This window comes from Erwinia sp. AnSW2-5, from assembly GCF_045107195.1.
GTDB lineage: Bacteria > Pseudomonadota > Gammaproteobacteria > Enterobacterales > Enterobacteriaceae > Erwinia.
The window spans coordinates 96,117-113,618 of record NZ_JBJGXA010000010.1; the positions used below are offsets into that span (position 1 = coordinate 96,117).

General features: G+C 54.1%; 18 protein-coding genes. 4 read left to right on the forward strand and 14 right to left on the reverse strand.

Going from position 1 to position 17,502, the window contains the following annotated elements; genetic code table 11:
* The first annotated feature begins 275 nt into the window (after window positions 1-275).
* Window positions 276-2,210 carry a bifunctional 2',3'-cyclic-nucleotide 2'-phosphodiesterase/3'-nucleotidase gene (locus ACFL9S_RS08740; protein WP_405261460.1) on the forward strand — a complete coding sequence of 645 codons (1,935 nt, stop codon included), beginning with the start codon at window positions 276-278 and terminating at the stop codon, window positions 2,208-2,210.
* 159 nt (window positions 2,211-2,369) lie between these two features.
* On the opposite strand, the gene ACFL9S_RS08745 is transcribed toward ACFL9S_RS08740, so the two are convergent.
* Together ACFL9S_RS08745 and fklB are read right to left on the reverse strand one after the other, a co-directional pair.
* Window positions 2,370-2,606 (reverse strand): hypothetical protein, encoded by a 237-nt coding sequence (locus ACFL9S_RS08745; protein ID WP_405261461.1) that lies wholly within the window; start codon window positions 2,604-2,606, stop codon window positions 2,370-2,372.
* 260 nt (window positions 2,607-2,866) lie between these two features.
* A complete protein-coding gene (fklB, locus tag ACFL9S_RS08750; RefSeq protein WP_405261462.1) occupies window positions 2,867-3,487 on the reverse strand; it encodes an FKBP-type peptidyl-prolyl cis-trans isomerase in 621 nt (206 codons plus the stop codon).
* A 340-nt stretch (window positions 3,488-3,827) separates the two neighbouring features.
* On the opposite strand from fklB, the gene ACFL9S_RS08755 reads away from it, so the two are divergent.
* Window positions 3,828-4,370, forward strand: coding sequence for an OapA family protein (locus ACFL9S_RS08755; RefSeq protein ID WP_405261463.1), 543 nt, complete (start codon window positions 3,828-3,830; stop codon window positions 4,368-4,370).
* A gap of 210 nt (window positions 4,371-4,580) precedes the next feature.
* Here ACFL9S_RS08755 and rplI read toward each other — a convergent pair whose 3' ends face one another.
* From rplI to yjfP, 5 genes are all read right to left on the reverse strand, one after another.
* Window positions 4,581-5,033: a 50S ribosomal protein L9 gene (gene rplI, locus ACFL9S_RS08760; protein ID WP_405261464.1), complete on the reverse strand. Its 453-nt coding sequence runs from the start codon at window positions 5,031-5,033 to the stop codon at window positions 4,581-4,583.
* Window positions 5,034-5,071: 38 nt separating this feature from the next.
* Window positions 5,072-5,299, reverse strand: a complete 228-nt coding sequence (gene rpsR, locus ACFL9S_RS08765; RefSeq protein ID WP_062745644.1) for a 30S ribosomal protein S18 — start codon at window positions 5,297-5,299, stop codon at window positions 5,072-5,074.
* 4 nt (window positions 5,300-5,303) lie between these two features.
* Complete coding sequence (gene priB / locus ACFL9S_RS08770; protein WP_133842547.1) at window positions 5,304-5,621, reverse strand: primosomal replication protein N; 318 nt, start codon at window positions 5,619-5,621, stop codon at window positions 5,304-5,306.
* A gap of 5 nt (window positions 5,622-5,626) precedes the next feature.
* Window positions 5,627-6,022 carry a 30S ribosomal protein S6 gene (gene rpsF, locus ACFL9S_RS08775; protein WP_034891402.1) on the reverse strand — a complete coding sequence of 132 codons (396 nt, stop codon included), beginning with the start codon at window positions 6,020-6,022 and terminating at the stop codon, window positions 5,627-5,629.
* A gap of 236 nt (window positions 6,023-6,258) precedes the next feature.
* Window positions 6,259-7,008: an esterase gene (gene yjfP, locus ACFL9S_RS08780; RefSeq protein ID WP_405261466.1), complete on the reverse strand. Its 750-nt coding sequence runs from the start codon at window positions 7,006-7,008 to the stop codon at window positions 6,259-6,261.
* Between the two features lie 198 nt (window positions 7,009-7,206).
* On the opposite strand from yjfP, the gene ACFL9S_RS08785 reads away from it, so the two are divergent.
* Together ACFL9S_RS08785 and bsmA are read left to right on the forward strand one after the other, a co-directional pair.
* Window positions 7,207-9,144, forward strand: a complete 1,938-nt coding sequence (locus tag ACFL9S_RS08785) for a methyl-accepting chemotaxis protein (protein ID WP_405261467.1) — start codon at window positions 7,207-7,209, stop codon at window positions 9,142-9,144.
* 43 nt (window positions 9,145-9,187) lie between these two features.
* The gene (gene bsmA, locus ACFL9S_RS08790) at window positions 9,188-9,514 is read left to right on the forward strand and encodes a biofilm peroxide resistance protein BsmA (protein WP_405261596.1); all 327 of its coding nucleotides are present in this window, start codon (window positions 9,188-9,190) and stop codon (window positions 9,512-9,514) included.
* A 38-nt stretch (window positions 9,515-9,552) separates the two neighbouring features.
* Here the strand turns inward: bsmA and rlmB are convergent, their stop codons facing one another.
* The 7 genes from rlmB to hflK form a co-directional block, all read right to left on the reverse strand.
* Window positions 9,553-10,290, reverse strand: a complete 738-nt coding sequence (rlmB, locus tag ACFL9S_RS08795) for a 23S rRNA (guanosine(2251)-2'-O)-methyltransferase RlmB (protein ID WP_062745656.1) — start codon at window positions 10,288-10,290, stop codon at window positions 9,553-9,555.
* A 124-nt stretch (window positions 10,291-10,414) separates the two neighbouring features.
* Window positions 10,415-12,865, reverse strand: coding sequence for a ribonuclease R (rnr, locus tag ACFL9S_RS08800; RefSeq protein ID WP_405261468.1), 2,451 nt, complete (start codon window positions 12,863-12,865; stop codon window positions 10,415-10,417).
* 16 nt (window positions 12,866-12,881) lie between these two features.
* Window positions 12,882-13,325: a nitric oxide-sensing transcriptional repressor NsrR gene (gene nsrR / locus ACFL9S_RS08805; protein WP_405261469.1), complete on the reverse strand. Its 444-nt coding sequence runs from the start codon at window positions 13,323-13,325 to the stop codon at window positions 12,882-12,884.
* A gap of 186 nt (window positions 13,326-13,511) precedes the next feature.
* Window positions 13,512-14,810 (reverse strand): adenylosuccinate synthase, encoded by a 1,299-nt coding sequence (locus ACFL9S_RS08810; RefSeq protein ID WP_133842553.1) that lies wholly within the window; start codon window positions 14,808-14,810, stop codon window positions 13,512-13,514.
* Window positions 14,811-14,943: 133 nt separating this feature from the next.
* On the reverse strand, window positions 14,944-15,144 hold the full coding sequence (locus ACFL9S_RS08815) for a DUF2065 domain-containing protein (protein WP_405261470.1): 201 nt from the start codon (window positions 15,142-15,144) through the stop codon (window positions 14,944-14,946).
* 84 nt (window positions 15,145-15,228) lie between these two features.
* Window positions 15,229-16,233 carry a protease modulator HflC gene (gene hflC, locus ACFL9S_RS08820; protein WP_405261471.1) on the reverse strand — a complete coding sequence of 335 codons (1,005 nt, stop codon included), beginning with the start codon at window positions 16,231-16,233 and terminating at the stop codon, window positions 15,229-15,231.
* Between the two features lie 3 nt (window positions 16,234-16,236).
* On the reverse strand, window positions 16,237-17,487 hold the full coding sequence (hflK, locus tag ACFL9S_RS08825) for an FtsH protease activity modulator HflK (protein ID WP_405261472.1): 1,251 nt from the start codon (window positions 17,485-17,487) through the stop codon (window positions 16,237-16,239).
* Window positions 17,488-17,502: the final 15 nt, after the last annotated feature.

Consider the following 17,502-nt stretch of genomic DNA (forward strand, 5'->3'; position numbering starts at 1 on the left):
TGAGGATAGCAGTTCACTCTGTGAGTCGTACTACCGTGGGTAACGCACTGGGTTAGCCATTTGTTTTCAACAGCATAACTTACCTGCTGTGATGGAACACGCTTTCCTGCCATTTTCGACCAGATTATCCTGTACCGGGTAGTGCGCTGTGCCACATGCCCTCCAGGAGGCTAAATACGCGAGCATCATCACAATTTCCTGTCGTGACACGACACAATTTCACACTATTCTGAGAGGGTTACCAAAGTTTAAACCGGAACATAGAGGGAAATAACATGTTCAAGACTTGCCTCACGCTGACCGCGTTGTTTGTCAGCCATTCGCTGATGGCCGCCACGGTTGATTTCCGCATTCTGGAAACCACCGATCTGCACAGTAATATGATGGACTTCGATTATTACAAAGATCAGCCCACGGAAAAATACGGGCTGGTTCGTACTGCCTCACTGATTGCCAGCGCACGCCAGCAGGCCACCAATAGCGTACTGGTCGATAATGGTGATGTGATTCAGGGCAGCCCGCTGGGGGATTATATTGCGGCTAAAGGCCTGAAGGACGGCGATGTCCATCCGGTGTATAAGGCGATGAACACCCTCGATTACAGCGTCGGAAACCTGGGTAACCATGAGTTTAACTACGGTCTCGACTACCTGAGAAAGGCTATTCACGGCGCGCGCTTCCCTTATATCAATGCCAATGTCATCGATGTGAAAAGTGGGAAACCACTGTTTACCCCGTATCTGATTAAGGCGGTCGACGTCCGCGACCGTGACGGCAAAACACATACCCTGAAGGTGGGCTATATCGGCTTTGTGCCACCGCAGATCATGACCTGGGACAAAACCAATCTGACGGGCAAAGTGACCGTTGACGATATCACTGCAACGGCGAAGAAATGGGTGCCGCAGATGCGCAAAGAGGGGGCCGATGTTGTTGTCGCGATCCCTCACTCCGGGCTGTCCAGCGAACCTTATCATGCGCTGGCTGAAAACTCGGTTTACTACTTAAGCCAGGTGCCGGGCATCGACGCCATTATGTTTGGTCACGCGCACGCCGTGTTCCCCAGCGCAGACTTTGCCAGTATCAAAGGTGCCGACATCGCCCAGGGAACGCTGAATGGCATTCCGGCCGTGATGCCTGGCATGTGGGGCGATCACCTGGGCGTGGTGGATCTGGTGCTCAATAATGACGCGGGCCGCTGGCAAGTCAGCAGCGCCCGTGCTGAAGCGCGTCCGGTTTATGACAAAGTGGCGAAGCAGTCGCTGGCCCACGAAGACCCGGCGCTGGTCAGCGTGCTGGCGGCCGATCATGCTGCCACACGGGAATTTGTCAGCCAGCCCATCGGCAAATCAGCGGATGTGATGGCCAGCTATTTGTCGCTGGTACAGGACGATCCGACCGTCCAGATTGTCAACAACGCCCAGCGCGCCTATACCGAACACTTTATTCAGGGCGATCCTGACCTGGCGCGTCTGCCGGTGCTGGCCGCCGCCGCGCCGTTTAAAGCCGGTGGTCGTAAAAACGATCCGGCCAGCTATGTAGAAGTGGATAAAGGGCAGCTCACGTTCCGTAATGCCGCCGATCTCTACCTCTATCCGAATACGCTGGTGGTGGTGAAAGCGACCGGAGAACAGGTGAAGCAGTGGCTGGAGTGTTCTGCCGGGCAGTTCAATCAGATTGATGTTCACAACAGCAAACCGCAGTCACTGATCAACTGGGATTTCCGCACCTATAACTTTGATGTGATTGACGGCGTGGACTACCAAATCGACGTCACGCAACCTGCGCGTTATGACGCTGAATGCGGTTTGATCAATGATAAAGCCTCACGCATTCGCCATCTGACGTATAACGGTAAACCGATCGACCCGAATGCCACCTTCCTGGTGGCCACCAATAACTATCGTGCCTATGGCGGGAAATTTGCGGGTACCGGGGATAAACAGATTGCTTTCGCCTCGCCGGATGAGAACCGGGCGGTACTGGCAGCCTATATTGGCGCGCAAACAAAGGAACAGGGGGAAGTGAAGCCGCAGGCCGATAATAACTGGCGGCTGGCGCCGATTCACAGCAGCACGCCGCTGGATATTCGCTTTGAAACGGCTCCGGGAGAAAAAGCCGCTGCGTTTATTCGCAGTCATAAGCAATATCCGATGAAGCAGGTGGGAACGGATGAAATTGGTTTTTCTCTCTACCGGATTGAGCTGTAAAAATAATATCGGAACAGCGAGAGAGTCAATATCGTAAAAAAACCAGCCTCAGAGAATTGAGGCTGGTTTAACCCAGTATAATTCCGGCAGCAGGAGTCATGGCGGCAACTAAATTATACGGGGTATCACAGGAAAAATAGTCAATTAAGGGGGCTAACCTTAACGTGATTTTGCCCAGCTAATAATACCGCGAATACCTGTACTCATATTATTCACTGCATCGATGAATTTACATTCAAAGATATTACCAATACCTTTACCCAACAGACTGGCTGCTTCTGCGACCTTTGAGCTGACAGCATTACCGATCGCCAGACCTAAGCTCTGACCGTAATCGCTGAATGAAAAAGCACCGCCAGAGACGTTTGAAATATCGGTAGAATTTAACTCGCGCATTATTATTTCCCTTTAATTAAAAACACCCATCATTGGGTGATGGCGACGATACTACCCGCAGATTCATAATTAAGTCAAATAAACAATAGGAAACATTAGATAATAAACGGATTTATTCAGAAGGTATATAACAACAAAAAAACACGAACATTGATAATTAACTAAAAAAAACTTAAGGTATTACGCCATAAAATAAGGGCGAAGATAATAAATACCCCCGCCCTTATTTTCGGTACATTTATGCTATTCACACTTAATGTTTACAGAATTTCCAGCAGCTCCACTTCAAACACCAGGGTACTGAATGGTGGAATGGAGGCACCCGCTCCACGCTCGCCGTAAGCGAGGTTGTGAGGGATAACCAGCTCCCATTTGGAACCCACTGGCATCAGGGTCAGTGCTTCGATCCAACCAGGAATCACGCCGCTGACCGGGAATTCAGCCGGTTCGCCACGCTGTACAGAGCTGTCGAACACACTGCCGTCGATCAGTTTACCGGTGTAGTGTACGCGTACGCGGTCCTGACGGGATGGGATGGCACCCTCGCCCTGAGTGAGCACGCTGAACTGCAAACCTGTCTCGGTGCTGCTGACGCCTTCACGCTGCACGTTATCTTCCAGGAACTTCTGACCTTCAACTGCCATGGCCTTCTGACGTTCCTGACGGACCGCTTCAGCGCGCTCATGAACTTCACGCAGGGCACGGTGAACCACATCAACAGGAACGGACGGGGCATTCCCTTCCAGCGCATCGCGCAGGCCTGCCAGCAGTGCTTCCGGCAGCAAACCCTGCAAACCAGATTCCTGCAACTGTTGACCGACCTGTAAACCGATACCGTAACTTGCTTGCGCTTCAACGCTGTCAAAAGAAGGGGTTGTCATGGATTTTCCTTTCATCATTGATAAAACCGAAGGCGAAGCATAACAGCGCAGACAACAGGCGTAAAATCCCATCTTCCACTGGTGACTTTTCCCCGGGAAACAGAAACAATACCGCCTATCACTATTCAGCACCGCTATGGCTCTTAAGCCTATACTTTACGCTTACCCAGGATTGATACCCGGCGCTAGCTGCGTATCGGTTCAGCACATGTATTCAGAGGTTTAAATGGGCCAGATTGCCCGCAGGCGAAGGAAAAAGCCGCTTTTTGTTGCCAGTGTTAAGCAATGGCTGATGAAAAGCTTACCGATAACGCGAGGCTCGCGTCAGGAGAAAGAGGCAATGCCTAATGCATCGCTCATATCACGCTTACCATCCTGGCTTAACCGTCTCTGGCACCTGCCAGACCAGGTTCGCTGGATGGATCCACTACCACCGCGTCATCGCCGTGGCATTATTGCCGCTGCACTGGTGATACTGCTGGTCTTCCTGTGGCCCGCCCCGTCGCCACACCGCGCCGTGACGCCGATGCAGAGCGGTTCATCCGCCACCGAGGTGCCTTTACAGGCTGAGATCACCGATGCGCCACCGGCTGCCACTGCTACGGCGCAGCAGGACGATCAGGGCACCTGGGGTGAATACACCATTGCTCCGGGTCAGACGCTGGCGCAGTTGTTCCGCGACAATAATCTGCCCGTCAATGATGTGTTTGCGATGGCGCAGGTAGAAGGTAATGACAAACCCCTCAGCACCTTACATGCCGGACAGTCGGTGAAAATACGCCAGAACGCGCAGGCGGTGGTGACAGGGTTAACGCTGGAAGGGGCAAATGGCGAGATACTGTTTACCCGGCAGCCTGACGGGACGTTTTTAAAGGCTAATTGATTTAGTGATGAAAGTTGCCTGAGAATTTGGCGTTATTGGTGCAGCCAGTTTTGGCACGGACAGCGCGCAACAACCGGAGCGTACACACAGTACGTGAGGATTGTGAGCACTGCCCAGGCCAAAAATGGCAAATAAAATAGCCAAATTTCAGGCAACAAACAAAAACGCCGCCCCTGGGGGCGGCGTTCTTTCATGCGATACTAAGGCCGATTAAGCTTCAGCAACGATGTTTACAGTCAGTTTAGCGAAGACTTCGCCGTGAACCTGGAAGTCCACTTCGTGCTCACCGGTAGTACGCAGAACGCCGTTCGGCAGACGAACTTCGCTCTTAGCCACTTCAACGCCAGCCGCAGTTACTGCGTCAGCGATGTCACGGGTACCGATGGAACCGAACAGTTTACCTTCGTCGCCTGCTTTAGACGCGATGGTAACGGTGCTCAGTGCATTGATTTTCTCAGCACGTGCATTAGCTGCAGACAGAACGTCAGCCAGTTTGGCTTCCAGTTCTGCACGGCGCACTTCGAAGAACTCAACGTTTTTCTTGGTAGCAGGAACAGCTTTGCCCTGTGGTACCAGGAAGTTACGAGCGTAGCCCGCTTTAACGTTAACCTGATCACCCAGGCTGCCCAGGTTTGCTACTTTATCAAGCAGAATAACTTGCATTACCTTATCCTCTTAAAGTCGTTAATGGACAGTTGCCGTTACTGATGACGATCAGTGTACGGCAGCAGGGACAGGTAACGCGCGCGCTTGATAGCACGAGCCAGCTGACGCTGGTATTTTGCGCGAGTACCGGTGATACGGCTCGGTACGATCTTACCGCTTTCAGTGACATAATTTTTCAGCGTTGCGATATCTTTATAATCGATCTCTTGAACGCCTTCCGCTGTGAAACGGCAGAACTTGCGACGACGGAAATAACGTGCCATTTGGCTAGTCTCCAGAATCTATCAATTCAATCTGCTCGGCATGCAGTACGAGTTTGTTCAGGCCGTTGCGCCCTTGATGGCTGCAAATAAAACCCTGAACAGTTAGCTGCGTGCCGACCGTTATACTTTGAGTAATAGCCTGATGGGCTTTGCCGCTGATAATCACCGGCATACGGCACCAGGCTTGCCGGTTAAAACCGGCTTCCACCTGCTCTGAACGATGCTCAAGCACGAACTGGCAGTGTGGAATTCCTGACGGGCTGACTTTTCGCATTGGTGTCTTGCACACAGTGCCAGACAGCGTCAGTCGGTTAGCCGCCATGGAAATTACTCTTCAGAATCCCCAGCATCTGCATCATCAGAGGTTTCGTTAGCAAAATCTTCGCGACGATCACGACGCTCATCTTTCGCTTTAACCATCGGAGATGCTTCAGTTACCGCGTGCTTAACGCGCATAACCATGCTGCGGATAACGGCGTCGTTGAAGCGGAAGTTAGTTTCCAGCTCATCGATCGCTTCCTGCGGAGCTTCAACGTTCAGCAGAACGTAGTGGGCTTTGTGCAGTTTGTTGATCGGGTAAGCCAGCTGACGACGGCCCCAGTCTTCCAGGCGGTGGATCGTACCTTCTGCACCAGTGATGGTTGCAGAGTAACGCTCGATCATGCCAGGAACCTGTTCGCTTTGGTCAGGGTGAACCATAAATACGATTTCGTAATGACGCATCGAATTTGCTCCTTACGGATTATTCAGCCTCCTGTCGGGGTCAACCGCGGCCCATGGAAGCAAGGAACGTTATAAGCCGTGACCAAATAATACCGGGTCACAACCTGAGAATGCGGCTGAAAAATTGACGCGTAATCATACTTGCGGGGAGGGGATAACACAAGGCAAAGATCGGTATTCAACGCGGTATTTCGGGCGAACCGAAAAAATGTCCGCCCATACTCAATCATCAAAAATCACAAATGATGTTTAAAAAATGCCGTCATGGCGGTCAGCGCTGGCGGCGTGATGCGGTGCCCGATGCCTTTTTCCGTCAGGAAGGTCAGATTGGCGTTCTGCCCGCTTTCACGCAGCGCTTTCTCCAGCCTGACGCTTTCCGCAGCGGGAACCACATCATCCGCCTCACCATGCCACACCAGCAGAGGCCGGTTAGCCATCTTTTCTAGCTGATGGCTGACCTCATACTCATCCAGCGGTGCCAGCCGTTCAGCCAGCATTTTGCGCTCGTCCGGGCTACGCGCCACCAGCGGTGGAAAGAGTGTTTGTGCCAGCTGGCTGAAATAGCCTGATCCCATCATACAGGCCGCGCTGCGCAGCTGTGGGTAGCGCGCCAGCGCGCCCAGCGCAGTCATCCCGCCCATCGAGGCCCCGGCCACCGCCAGCCGCACACCGTCCACGAGTTTCTTTTCACGAAGCGCCCGTTCAATGCCCGGCAGTTCGTCAATATTGCTGCGCAGGATCTCCCAGAAGTGGGTCAAGCGCCGCTCCTCGTCACCGTTGTAACGCGCGCCGTGCATATCCGCATCGGGCAGAATGGCACGAAAACCCGCTTGCGCCAGTGCTACCGCAAAGTAGGAATAGACCTCTTTTGACGAGGTGTAACCATGATAGAACAGCACGGTGGGAAGGGGTTCCTGCATTTTTCCTGCCGGACAGGCATGTAAACATTCGATATTGGCGAAGATTTCTGTGTTCACTTCAATCATTACATCTCCTTGTCAAATTCAGCGCGGCACACTCTTTTTTCAGGAACATAGCACTGCTTTAAGCGTTAACAGTGCAAGAGCATTAATGTGATATTGCTCACAAAAAACCACGCAAGATTCCCATTTCGTTTATAGGGTAAATTTTACGACTCGCCTGCCGTTAACTTGAGTAAGACTCTAACAATGTAAGGCATAACAATGAAACGTCTCTCTCTTAAGACATGGAGTCTGGGCGTAAAACTTTCGGTACTGACCTCTTTGAGCGTGGCAGTGCTGTTTATTATTTTAACCCTGACACTGAGCCATAATGCAGCAAAACAAGTCCATACCCTGACACTGGCTGATATGGAAAACCAGGTGAATGGCATCGGCGATATGAGCAGCATGTTTAACACCACCCTGGGTGAAGAAGTCAGCAATTACACCGGATTATTCCAAAGCTTCCTGCCGAAACGCTTTTCTCTGGATGAATCACAGCAAATCGCGATCGGTGAACAACAGACACCCACCCTGCGTGCCGGGCTGCGCACCCTGAATCTGGATCAGGTACTGGTCGATGACTTCAAAGAACGTACAGGTGCTATCGCCACCATTTTCGTCCGTACCCAGGACAACGAATTTATCCGCGTCTCCACATCCTTGCGTAAAGAAGATGGTGAACGCGCAATTGGCACCCGGCTTGACCATAACAGCCCCGCCTGGCAACCGATACAGAAAGGCGATATTTTTCGCGGTATAACCTTGCTGTTTGGCAAACGCTACATCACGCAGTACCAGCCGGTACGTGATGATGCAGGCCGGGTCATTGCCATTCTGTTTGTCGGTGTGGACATCACGAAACAGTATGCGGTGATCCGCCAAAAAGTGCTGGCAAAGCATCTCGGCGACAGTGGTTCTTTTTACGTGCTGAACCGTGCACCGGGGAAACAGAATGGCCTCTACCTGTTCCACTCCTCCCTTGAAGGTAAAGTACCGGATCTGCCGCAGGAGACCCGGCAGCAGCTGTTAACTCAACCACAGGGAACACTGGAAGCCACTGATGGCAATGGGAAGGAACGGATCCTCGCCTGGCAATACTTACCAGAGTGGAACTGGGTCGTGGTGGGTGACGTCGACAAGACCAGCCTGCTGGGGCCAGTTCAGCAGACACGCAATCTGTTTCTGCTGATAGGTACTGCACTGGTCGTGCTGTTTGCCGTGATGTTCGTCTGGGTCACCCGCCGCTGGTTGAGCCAGCCACTGCAACAGGTGATCACGCTGGCACAACAGTATGCAGCCGGTAACCTGCTGGCGACGTTGAGTACCCAACGCCAGGACGAAGTGGGCCAGCTGATCGTGGCAATTAACGGTATCGGCGATGGGCTGGAGCGGGTCGTCGCTCAGGTGCGTCACGCCGCTGATGAGATTGCCAGCGGCACCGAAGCCATTGTCACCAGCAGCAGTAACATCAGCGAGCAGATCACCCGCCAGGCCAGCAGCGTCGAGGAAACATCCGCCAGTATGGAGCAGCTTGGCGCCACGGTGGAACAGAACGCCGGGAATGTCACCCAGGCGCTGCGCCTGGTCGGTGAAGCAGCCGACGCGGTCAGCCAAGGTTCAGCCACGGTTGGCCAGTCAGTGATCACGATGTCTGATATCAAGACGGCATCACAGGGCATTGCCGATATCACACAGGTCATCGAGTCCATTGCTTTCCAGACCAATATTCTGGCCCTGAATGCGGCAGTAGAGGCGGCACGCGCTGGTGAAAACGGCAAAGGTTTCGCGGTGGTCGCAGCCGAAGTGCGGGCGCTGGCTCAACGCAGTGCGCATGCGGCCAAAGAGATTGACCATCTGATTGCCGACTCATTACGTAAAGTGGTGCAGGGGCACGATCTGTCTGAACAAACCCGCCAGGCGATGGATAACATCACCGGGCGTATTGATCAGGTGAAAGCATTGATGAGTGAGATTAACGTTGCCTCACACGAGCAATCGACCGGCATCGGTCATGTGAACATTGCGATGGCACAAATCGGCCAGGCCACCCATCAGAACAGCGAGTTGGTGATGCATTCGGAGCAGACCGCACAGGAACTCAGCCGTAAAGGGCATCACCTTATCGAACTGGTGCAGGTGTTTAACGTCAAGTCATAAACTGGCGTACACTGAATCCAGGTATCGTTTTGAGATGATGACTATGCGCCCGGTAACCGTTTTGCTGTTTGCCCTGTTATTAAGTGGCTGTAGTGTGCTGAAGAGTACGCCGCAGCCTCCACCGCCGCCTGGCGTTCAGGCGGTAGAGATCAATCGCACGCAGAGTGGTGCTTTGCCGCGCCTCGGTAGTGCCAGCGTGACCGTACGTGGATCGCCTGATGATGCCGTGCGGGCACTGGCCGTGAAAGCCAATGCAGCCGGTGCGCGTTACTATCAAATTCTGCTGGTCAATGAAACGGTAGCACCCGGCTTGTGGTACGCCAGTGCGATTTTCTATGGGGCGGGTAGAACTGACAGTGACGTGAAGTAATCAGGGAATATCGGGGCGCAGAGCGCGCCCCGGATCATTTATTTCGCGCTGCGCTGACGCACCGCTTCAAACAGGCAAACACCGGTTGCGACCGAGACGTTAAGCGAAGAGACGCTACCTGCCATAGGAATGCTGATCAGCTCATCACAGTGCTCACGCGTCAGGCGACGCATCCCTTCCCCTTCCGCACCCATCACCAGCGCCATTGGGCCGGTCATTTTGCTCTGGTACAACGTGTGGTCAGCTTCACCGGCCGTGCCAACAATCCACACGTTCGCTTCCTGCAATACACGCATGGTACGCGCCAGGTTGGTCACTCGGATCAGCGGGATATGCTCTGCTGCGCCGCTGGCGACTTTTTTCGCCGTGGCATTCAACTGAGCTGAACGGTCTTTTGGCAGAATGATCGCATGCACACCTGCTGCATCCGCGCTGCGCATGCAGGCGCCGAGGTTGTGCGGGTCGGTTACGCCATCCAGAATCAGCAGGAACGGGCTGTCCAGGCTGGCCAGCAGATCCGGCAGATCGCCTTCCTGATACTGACGCCCTGGTTTCACGCGGGCAATGATACCCTGGTGAACAGCACCTTCTGATTTGCTATCCAGCACCTGCTTGCTCGCGACCTGAATCACGATGCCCTGCGCTTCCAGCGCTTTAACCAGCGTCTGTAAACGACGATCGTCGCGCCCTTTCAGGATAAAGACTTCCTGGAAACGCTGTGGATCGCTGTCGAGCAGCGCCTGTACGGCGTGGATACCAAAAACAATTTCACTCATGGTTCAGATACTCAACTTTCATATTCAGTGAGCGGGCTGACCGAAAAAGAAGGTCAGCCCCTACGGTAAGGGTATTTGCGGTGCAGCGTAGGGGTCGACCCTTTGTTACGGTCGACCCTGGCCGTTATGCGCCGTCGGTTTTCTTCGCACGCTTCGCGCGGGTAGCCGAAGCGATTTTACGGGTTTTATCCGATGGCTTGCGTGGTTTTTTCTCTTTGGCAGCAGCGTCAGCAGCAGGCGCGCTGTCAGCGGTTTTTGCCGGACGGAAAGCATTGTCCGGCTCAAAGTTTGCGCCTTTACGCGGAGCACGACGACGACTGCCGCTGTTCTTCGGTGCCGCACGTTTTTCGCGTTCGCGTTCGGTTTTCCCTTCGCCACGCGGTTTACGGCTGCTTGAGATCAGCGCGAAATCGATCTTACGTTCGTCCATATGCACCGCATCAACACGCACTTCCACCGTGTCACCGAGGCGATAAGTACGGCCGCCGGATTCACCAATCAGACGCTGACCAATCGCATCAAAGCGATAGTAGTCATTATCCAGGGTAGACACGTGAACCAGACCATCGATAAACAGGTCGGTCAGTCGCACAAAGAAGCCAAATCCGGTCACGCTGGAGATCACACCGGTAAAGGTTTCCCCAACCTGATCCTGCATAAAGTCACACTTCAGCCAGTCGGCAACATCACGGGTCGCTTCATCCGCACGGCGCTCTGTCATTGAACAGTGCTGGCCGAGTTGCAGCATCTGCGGCATTTCGTAGTGGTAGCCACCGGTTGGCGTCGTATTGCCCTCTAAAGTGCCTGCTTCTTTCGCCAGCAGATACTTGATGGCACGGTGTAACAGCAGATCAGGGTAACGACGGATCGGCGACGTGAAGTGCGCATAGGACGCCAGCGCCAGGCCAAAGTGGCCACGGTTTTCCGGGTCATAAACGGCCTGCTTCATCGAACGCAGCAGCATGGTTTGCAGCATTTCGTGATCCTGACGACCCGCGATCTGGCTCAGCAGTGCCGAGTAATCAACAGGCTGCGGTTTATCACCACCTGGCAGCGTCAGGCCCAGCTCATTCAGCACGGAGCGGAAGCTCTTAATGCTTTCATCGCCTGGACGATCGTGATCGCGGAACAGAGCCGGCTCGTTGTTTTTCTCAACGTAACGCGCCGAGGCAATGTTCGCCAAGATCATGCACTCTTCAATCAGCTTGTGCGCATCGTTGCGGGAAACCTGCTCCACACGTTCAATACGGCGATCGGCATTGAAGATAAATTTCGCTTCGTCGGTTTCAAACGAGATACCGCCACGCTGCTCACGCGATTTTTCCAGCGCCAGGTACATGCGGTGCAGCTCTTCCAGGTCTTTCACCAGCGGCTCATATTGCTGACGCAGCTCCTGATGACCCTGCAGAATATTCCACACTTTGTTGTACGTCAGACGCGCGAAGGAGTTCATCACCGCTTCGTAGTGCTTGTAGCCCGTCAGTTTACCGGTCGTGGAGATAGTCATCTCACACACCATGCACAGACGGTCAACTTCCGGGTTCAGTGAACACAGGCCGTTAGACAGCACTTCCGGCAGCATTGGCACTACCTGAGACGGGAAGTACACCGAGGTTCCACGGTTGACCGCTTCATCGTCCAGCGGAGTGCCGGGGCGCACGTAGTAGCTTACGTCGGCAATGGCTACCCACAGACGCCAGCCGCCGCCACGTTTGCGCTCACAGAATACGGCGTCATCAAAGTCACGCGCATCTTCGCCATCAATGGTCACCAGCGGCAGATCACGCAGATCAACGCGGCCCTGTTTGGCCTCTTCCGGCACTTCTTCACTCAGGTGAGCGATCTGTTTTTCCAGCGCTTCCGGCCATTCATGCGGAATATCATGGGTGCGCAGCGCCATATCCACGGCCATGCTGGTGCCCATATTGTCGCCCAGCACTTCAACGACTTTACCGACAGCTTTGCTGCGACGGGTTGGACGCTGAGTCAGCTCCACCACCACCACAAAGCCCATGCGTGCGCCCATCAGCTCCTCAGCCGGGATCAGGATGTCGAAGCTCAGACGGCTGTCGTCCGGCACCACAAAACCCACACCGGAATCAGTGAAGTAACGGCCAACAATCTGGGCATTACGCGGTTCAACCACGCGCACAACGCGCGCTTCGCGGCGGCCTTTACGGTCAGCGCCCATTGCCTGCGCGAGGATCATGTCCCCGTGCATGCACATTTTCATCTGTTCGGCAGAGAGATAGAGATCGTCTTTGCTGCCTTCAATGCGTAAGAAGCCGAAGCCGTCGCGGTGACCGATGACTTTCCCTTTTAACAGGTCCAGACGTTCTGGCAGCGCGTAGCACTGGCGGCGGGTAAACACCAACTGCCCGTCACGCTCCATGGCGCGCAGGCGGCGACGCAGCGCTTCAGTCTGCTCTTCTCCGCTAATCGCTAACTCTTCTGCCAGCTCTTCACGGCTGGCCGGTTTTTCACGTTTGTCCAGGTGGGCAAGAATGAATTCGCGGCTTGGAATAGGGTTTTCGTACTTTTCAGCTTCGCGTTCCTGAAAGGGATCGTGTGACATCGAGGTTCCTCCGTTGTCAGCTGCTCAGTGAAGGTCGTTCACTCAGCAAAATTTGGTAGAGCGGATTGTTGTTTTCAACCAGGTCGGCCAGGGTGTATTGATCAAGCTCGCGCAGAAAACTCTGTACGGCATCATGCAGCGCTTTTTTCAGGCGGCAGGCTGAGGTGATGTGACAAAAGTCACTGTGGCAGTTCACCAACTGCAGTGGTTCCAGCGCGCGCACCACCTGACCAATCACAATGTCTCTGGCGGGTTTACCCAAACGGATACCGCCATTTTTGCCACGCACTGCTGCAATGTACCCGGCACGACTAAGGTGATTGATAATTTTGACCATATGATTACGCGACACACCGTAGGTGTCAGTCACCTCACTGATACTGGTCATCTTACCTGCAGGTAGCGAAGCGAGATAGATCAGCGCACGTAAGCCGTAATCGGTAAAACTGGTTAGCTGCACAGTAACCTCAGAGATACAACCGCAGGTGAAGTTGTGATCCGCTCAAGAATTTGTATGGATAACAATGATAATAAACCAGCCACAGCTAGCCGGGCCAATTTATTTAAGGTGAGAACGGCAGAAGGGAACGGCAGGAAACCGGTACTGCATAAAAGCTGGCCGGGCAATGCCCGGCCTGAAACTGAATTATGCGTCAAACGGGTCGCGCAGAATCATGGTTTCGCTACGGTCCGGGCCGGTAGAAATAATATCAATCGGCACTCCGGTTACGTCTTCAACGCGCTTGATATAGTCAAGCGCTGCCTGCGGCAGACCTTCCAGCGTTTTCACACCAAACGTGGTCTCAGACCATCCTGGCATGGTTTCATAGATTGGCTCAATACCTTCCCAACCTTCTGCTGCCAGCGGGGTGGTAGTGACTTCGCGGCCATCTGGCATGCGGTAAGCAACACAGATTTTCACCTCTTTCAGGCCATCCAGCACGTCCAGTTTGGTCATGCAGAAGCCAGAAAGGGAGTTAATCTGAACGGCACGGCGCACAGCAACCGCATCCAGCCAGCCAGTACGACGACGACGGCCAGTCGTGGCGCCGAACTCGTTACCCTGTTTGCACAGGAACTCGCCCGTTTCGTCAAACAGCTCAGTCGGGAACGGACCTGCACCCACGCGAGTGGAGTACGCTTTCACGATACCCAGTACATAGTCAACGTAACGTGGACCGATGCCTGAACCCGTTGCTACGCCACCCGCGGTGGTGTTAGACGAGGTCACATACGGATAAGTACCGTGGTCGATATCCAGCAGTGTGCCCTGCGCGCCTTCGAACATGATCAGATCGCCACGCTTACGCGCGCCGTCCAGCAGTTCGGAAACGTCAACCACCATACCCGTCAGGATATCGGCAATCGCCAGAGTATCCGCCAATACTTTATCGTAGTCTACCGCTTCAACTTTGTAGTAGTTCACCAGCTGGAAGTTATGGAATTCCATGACTTCTTTCAGCTTCGCGGCGAAGGTCTCTTTGTTGAACAGATCGCCCACGCGCAGACCACGGCGAGCCACTTTATCTTCATAGGCCGGGCCGATACCGCGACCGGTGGTGCCGATAGCTTTTGCGCCACGGGCTTTTTCGCGCGCGACGTCCAGCGCCACATGATACTCAAGGATCAGTGGGCAGGCTTCAGAAATGAACAGACGCTCGCGTACCGGGAAGCCGCGATCTTCCAGACCTTTCATCTCTTTCATCAGCGCAGCAGGAGACAGCACAACACCGTTGCCGATGATGCTGGTCACGTTCTCACGCAGGATGCCAGATGGAATTAAGTGGAGGACGGTTTTCTCACCGTTGATGACTAGCGTATGGCCAGCGTTATGGCCTCCCTGGTAGCGCACAACGTATTTTGCACGTTCTGTCAGGAGGTCAACTATCTTACCTTTACCTTCGTCACCCCATTGGGTGCCCAGTACGACGACGTTCTTACCCATTTTTCAAAATCACCGATTGCTTAAAAAAGGATTCTACCATCGTCATTTCCCTCTTTCAGCAGTTTTAGCATACGATTGCGTACTTTTTTGCCAGTCAGCACTTTGTGCGGCGGGATCGCAGTGCGCGATATACTTAACCGCCGTTACCCCGGTTCACCATGTAATAGATCACCGCACCAGCAACCACCAGCCCACCACCCACGCGCCGCAGCAGGCCATCCGGCATCCGCGCCATCGTGATAATCATCCGCCGCCAGAGACGCGGATACAGCATCGGGCCTAATCCTTCAAATACCAGTACTAACCCCAGCGCCATCCACACTGTCGCGTTCATGTTGTTCACTCACTGTCTTTGCCGTTGAAAGAAACATAAAAAAAGGGCCGGAAATTCCGGCCCTTAGGGTGCGATAGTAGAGGATTAGCGCGTCGTGGTCGACGGACTCTTCATAAAGCGGAAGAAATCGCTATCCGGGCTTAGCACCATCACATCCTGATTGCTCTTGAAGCTGTTTTCGTAAGCACGCAGGCTACGGATAAAGGCATAGAAGTCCGGGTCCTGGCTGAATGCATTCGCAAACAGTTTCGCCACTTCCGCATCGCCTTCACCCTGAGTGATCAGCGCCTGACGACGGGCTTCAGCCAGCGTACGTTCAACTTCGTAATCTGCCTGAGCTCTCACCTTCGCGGCTTCTTCTGCACCCTGAGCACGCTGGCTACGGGCAACAGATTCACGCTCGGCACGCATACGTGCATAGATCGCGTCAGAGACTTCCGTTGGCAGGTTAATCTGCTTGATACGCACATCAACGACCTGGATACCCAACGCCGCCATACTGTTCGGGTTGATAGCCGGTTCGTTGCTGTTCGTCTCGCTTTCAACACGTTTCGCAACAGAAGCAATCGCATCATCTGCGGCTGGTGTTGCCACTTCATCATCCTTGCCTGCGCTACCGGTGTTCAGTGCATCACGCACATCTGTCGTCAGACGGCCACGTGAGTCAGTCACGATATCTTTTACATCCAGACGACCAATCTCAGAACGCAGACGGTCACTGAACTTACGTTTCAGCAGCACTTCGGCCTGAGACACATCACCGCCGCCAGTGGCGAGGTAGTAACGGCTGAAGTCGCTGACACGCCATTTGATGTAGGAATCAACGATCAGGTCTTTCTTCTCTTTGGTGACGAAGCGATCGGCCTGGTTGTCCATCGTCTGAATACGCGCATCAAGTGACTTCACGGATTCCAGGAATGGGATCTTGAAGTGCAGACCTGGCGCGTAGACCAGCGGTTTATTTTCAGAATCGCGCAGAACTTTACCAAAGCGCATCACAATGCCACGCTGGCCTTCCTGCACAACAAACAGTGACGCGTACAGCACCACCAGCACAACAATCAATACTACGATTAATGGCTTACGCATCGCTTACTCTCTCCCTTCGCGCTGGGTGTCGTTACGCTGAGCATTCACCCGGCGCTGATCCATAATGTCGTCCGGACTGAACGACGAACTGCCGCTGGCGCGCTCGTTACTGCCTGATGCCGGTGGCAGACGCAGCAGACCGCCGCTTCCGTCCTGACCATTGGCAGATGCACCGCTCTGGCCACGCATCAGCTGATCCAGTGGCAAGACCATCAGATTGTTGCCTTTATCGTTAACCAGCACCTTGCGGGTATGACCCAGCACGCGCTCCATGGTTTCGATATACAGACGCTCGCGGGTAATCTGCGGTGCGGCTTTGTATTCGGGCAGAATACGCGCAAAGCTGTCGACTTCACCCTGAGCTTCCAGTGTGACGCGAGATTTGTAGGCACGAGCCTGTTCCAGAATCCCCTGCGCATCACCACGAGCACGTGGCAGTTTGTCATTAGCGTAGGCTTCTGCTTCACGAACAGCCTGCTCACGGTTTTCACGTGCAGCAATCGCATCATCGAAGGAGGCTTTCACATCTTCCGGTGGACGCGCTGTCTGGAAGTTGACGTCCAGCAGGGTGATACCCATATCGTACGGACGCACAGTTTCTTCCAGCTCACGCTGAGTTTCGCTACGCACCACGGTACGGCCTTCGGTCAGGATACGGTCCATGGTTGAACGTCCGATGACGCCACGCAGGGCGCTGTCAGTTGCCTGACGCAGGCTGTCATCAGCACTGGTCACAGCGAACAGATAGCGTTCCGGGTTGGTCACGCGGTACTGCACGTTCATCTCAACGCGCACGACGTTTTCATCAGAGGTCAGCATGGTGCCGGAAGCAGACAGCTCACGCACCGCCTCCACGTTCACCGCACGCACCTGATCAACGAAAGTCGGTTTCCAGTTCAGACCAGGCTCGACCAGATGACTGAACTTCCCGAAGCGTGTTACCACGCCGCGCTCGGCTTCTTTGATGGTATAGAAGCCGCTGGCAGCCCAGATAACGACCGCAGCCACTGCCACGATGCCGACCAGACGTCCGGCATTGCCGGGTTTGCGCTGGCCACTGCCATTGCCGTCACCGCCTTTTTTACCACCGCCCAGGCCACCGAGCTTATTGCTCAGCTTACGGAAGATATCATCTAAATCAGGAGGCCCCTTATCGCGCCCTCCTTTATTTCCCCCAGAGTTGCCGCCTTGGTTATTGCTGCTTCCCCACGGGTCGCGGTCCTGTCCGTTATTCCCGGGCTGATTCCACGCCATGTTTATACTCCATTA

Excerpts from the sequence above, each read along its gene's own strand:
- ACFL9S_RS08740 (WP_405261460.1), top strand. The coding sequence starts at position 276 with ATGTTCAAGACTTGCCTCACGCTGACCGCGTTGTTTGTCAGCCATTCG.
- ACFL9S_RS08745 (WP_405261461.1), bottom strand. The coding sequence starts at position 2,606 with ATGCGCGAGTTAAATTCTACCGATATTTCAAACGTCTCTGGCGGTGCT.
- fklB (WP_405261462.1), bottom strand. The coding sequence starts at position 3,487 with ATGACAACCCCTTCTTTTGACAGCGTTGAAGCGCAAGCAAGTTACGGT.
- ACFL9S_RS08755 (WP_405261463.1), top strand. The coding sequence starts at position 3,828 with ATGCCTAATGCATCGCTCATATCACGCTTACCATCCTGGCTTAACCGT.
- rplI (WP_405261464.1), bottom strand. The coding sequence starts at position 5,033 with ATGCAAGTTATTCTGCTTGATAAAGTAGCAAACCTGGGCAGCCTGGGT.
- rpsR (WP_062745644.1), bottom strand. The coding sequence starts at position 5,299 with ATGGCACGTTATTTCCGTCGTCGCAAGTTCTGCCGTTTCACAGCGGAA.
- priB (WP_133842547.1), bottom strand. The coding sequence starts at position 5,621 with ATGGCGGCTAACCGACTGACGCTGTCTGGCACTGTGTGCAAGACACCA.
- rpsF (WP_034891402.1), bottom strand. The coding sequence starts at position 6,022 with ATGCGTCATTACGAAATCGTATTTATGGTTCACCCTGACCAAAGCGAA.
- yjfP (WP_405261466.1), bottom strand. The coding sequence starts at position 7,008 with ATGATTGAAGTGAACACAGAAATCTTCGCCAATATCGAATGTTTACAT.
- ACFL9S_RS08785 (WP_405261467.1), top strand. The coding sequence starts at position 7,207 with ATGAAACGTCTCTCTCTTAAGACATGGAGTCTGGGCGTAAAACTTTCG.
- bsmA (WP_405261596.1), top strand. The coding sequence starts at position 9,188 with ATGCGCCCGGTAACCGTTTTGCTGTTTGCCCTGTTATTAAGTGGCTGT.
- rlmB (WP_062745656.1), bottom strand. The coding sequence starts at position 10,290 with ATGAGTGAAATTGTTTTTGGTATCCACGCCGTACAGGCGCTGCTCGAC.
- rnr (WP_405261468.1), bottom strand. The coding sequence starts at position 12,865 with ATGTCACACGATCCCTTTCAGGAACGCGAAGCTGAAAAGTACGAAAAC.
- ACFL9S_RS08810 (WP_133842553.1), bottom strand. The coding sequence starts at position 14,810 with ATGGGTAAGAACGTCGTCGTACTGGGCACCCAATGGGGTGACGAAGGT.
- ACFL9S_RS08815 (WP_405261470.1), bottom strand. The coding sequence starts at position 15,144 with ATGAACGCGACAGTGTGGATGGCGCTGGGGTTAGTACTGGTATTTGAA.
- hflC (WP_405261471.1), bottom strand. The coding sequence starts at position 16,233 with ATGCGTAAGCCATTAATCGTAGTATTGATTGTTGTGCTGGTGGTGCTG.
- hflK (WP_405261472.1), bottom strand. The coding sequence starts at position 17,487 with ATGGCGTGGAATCAGCCCGGGAATAACGGACAGGACCGCGACCCGTGG.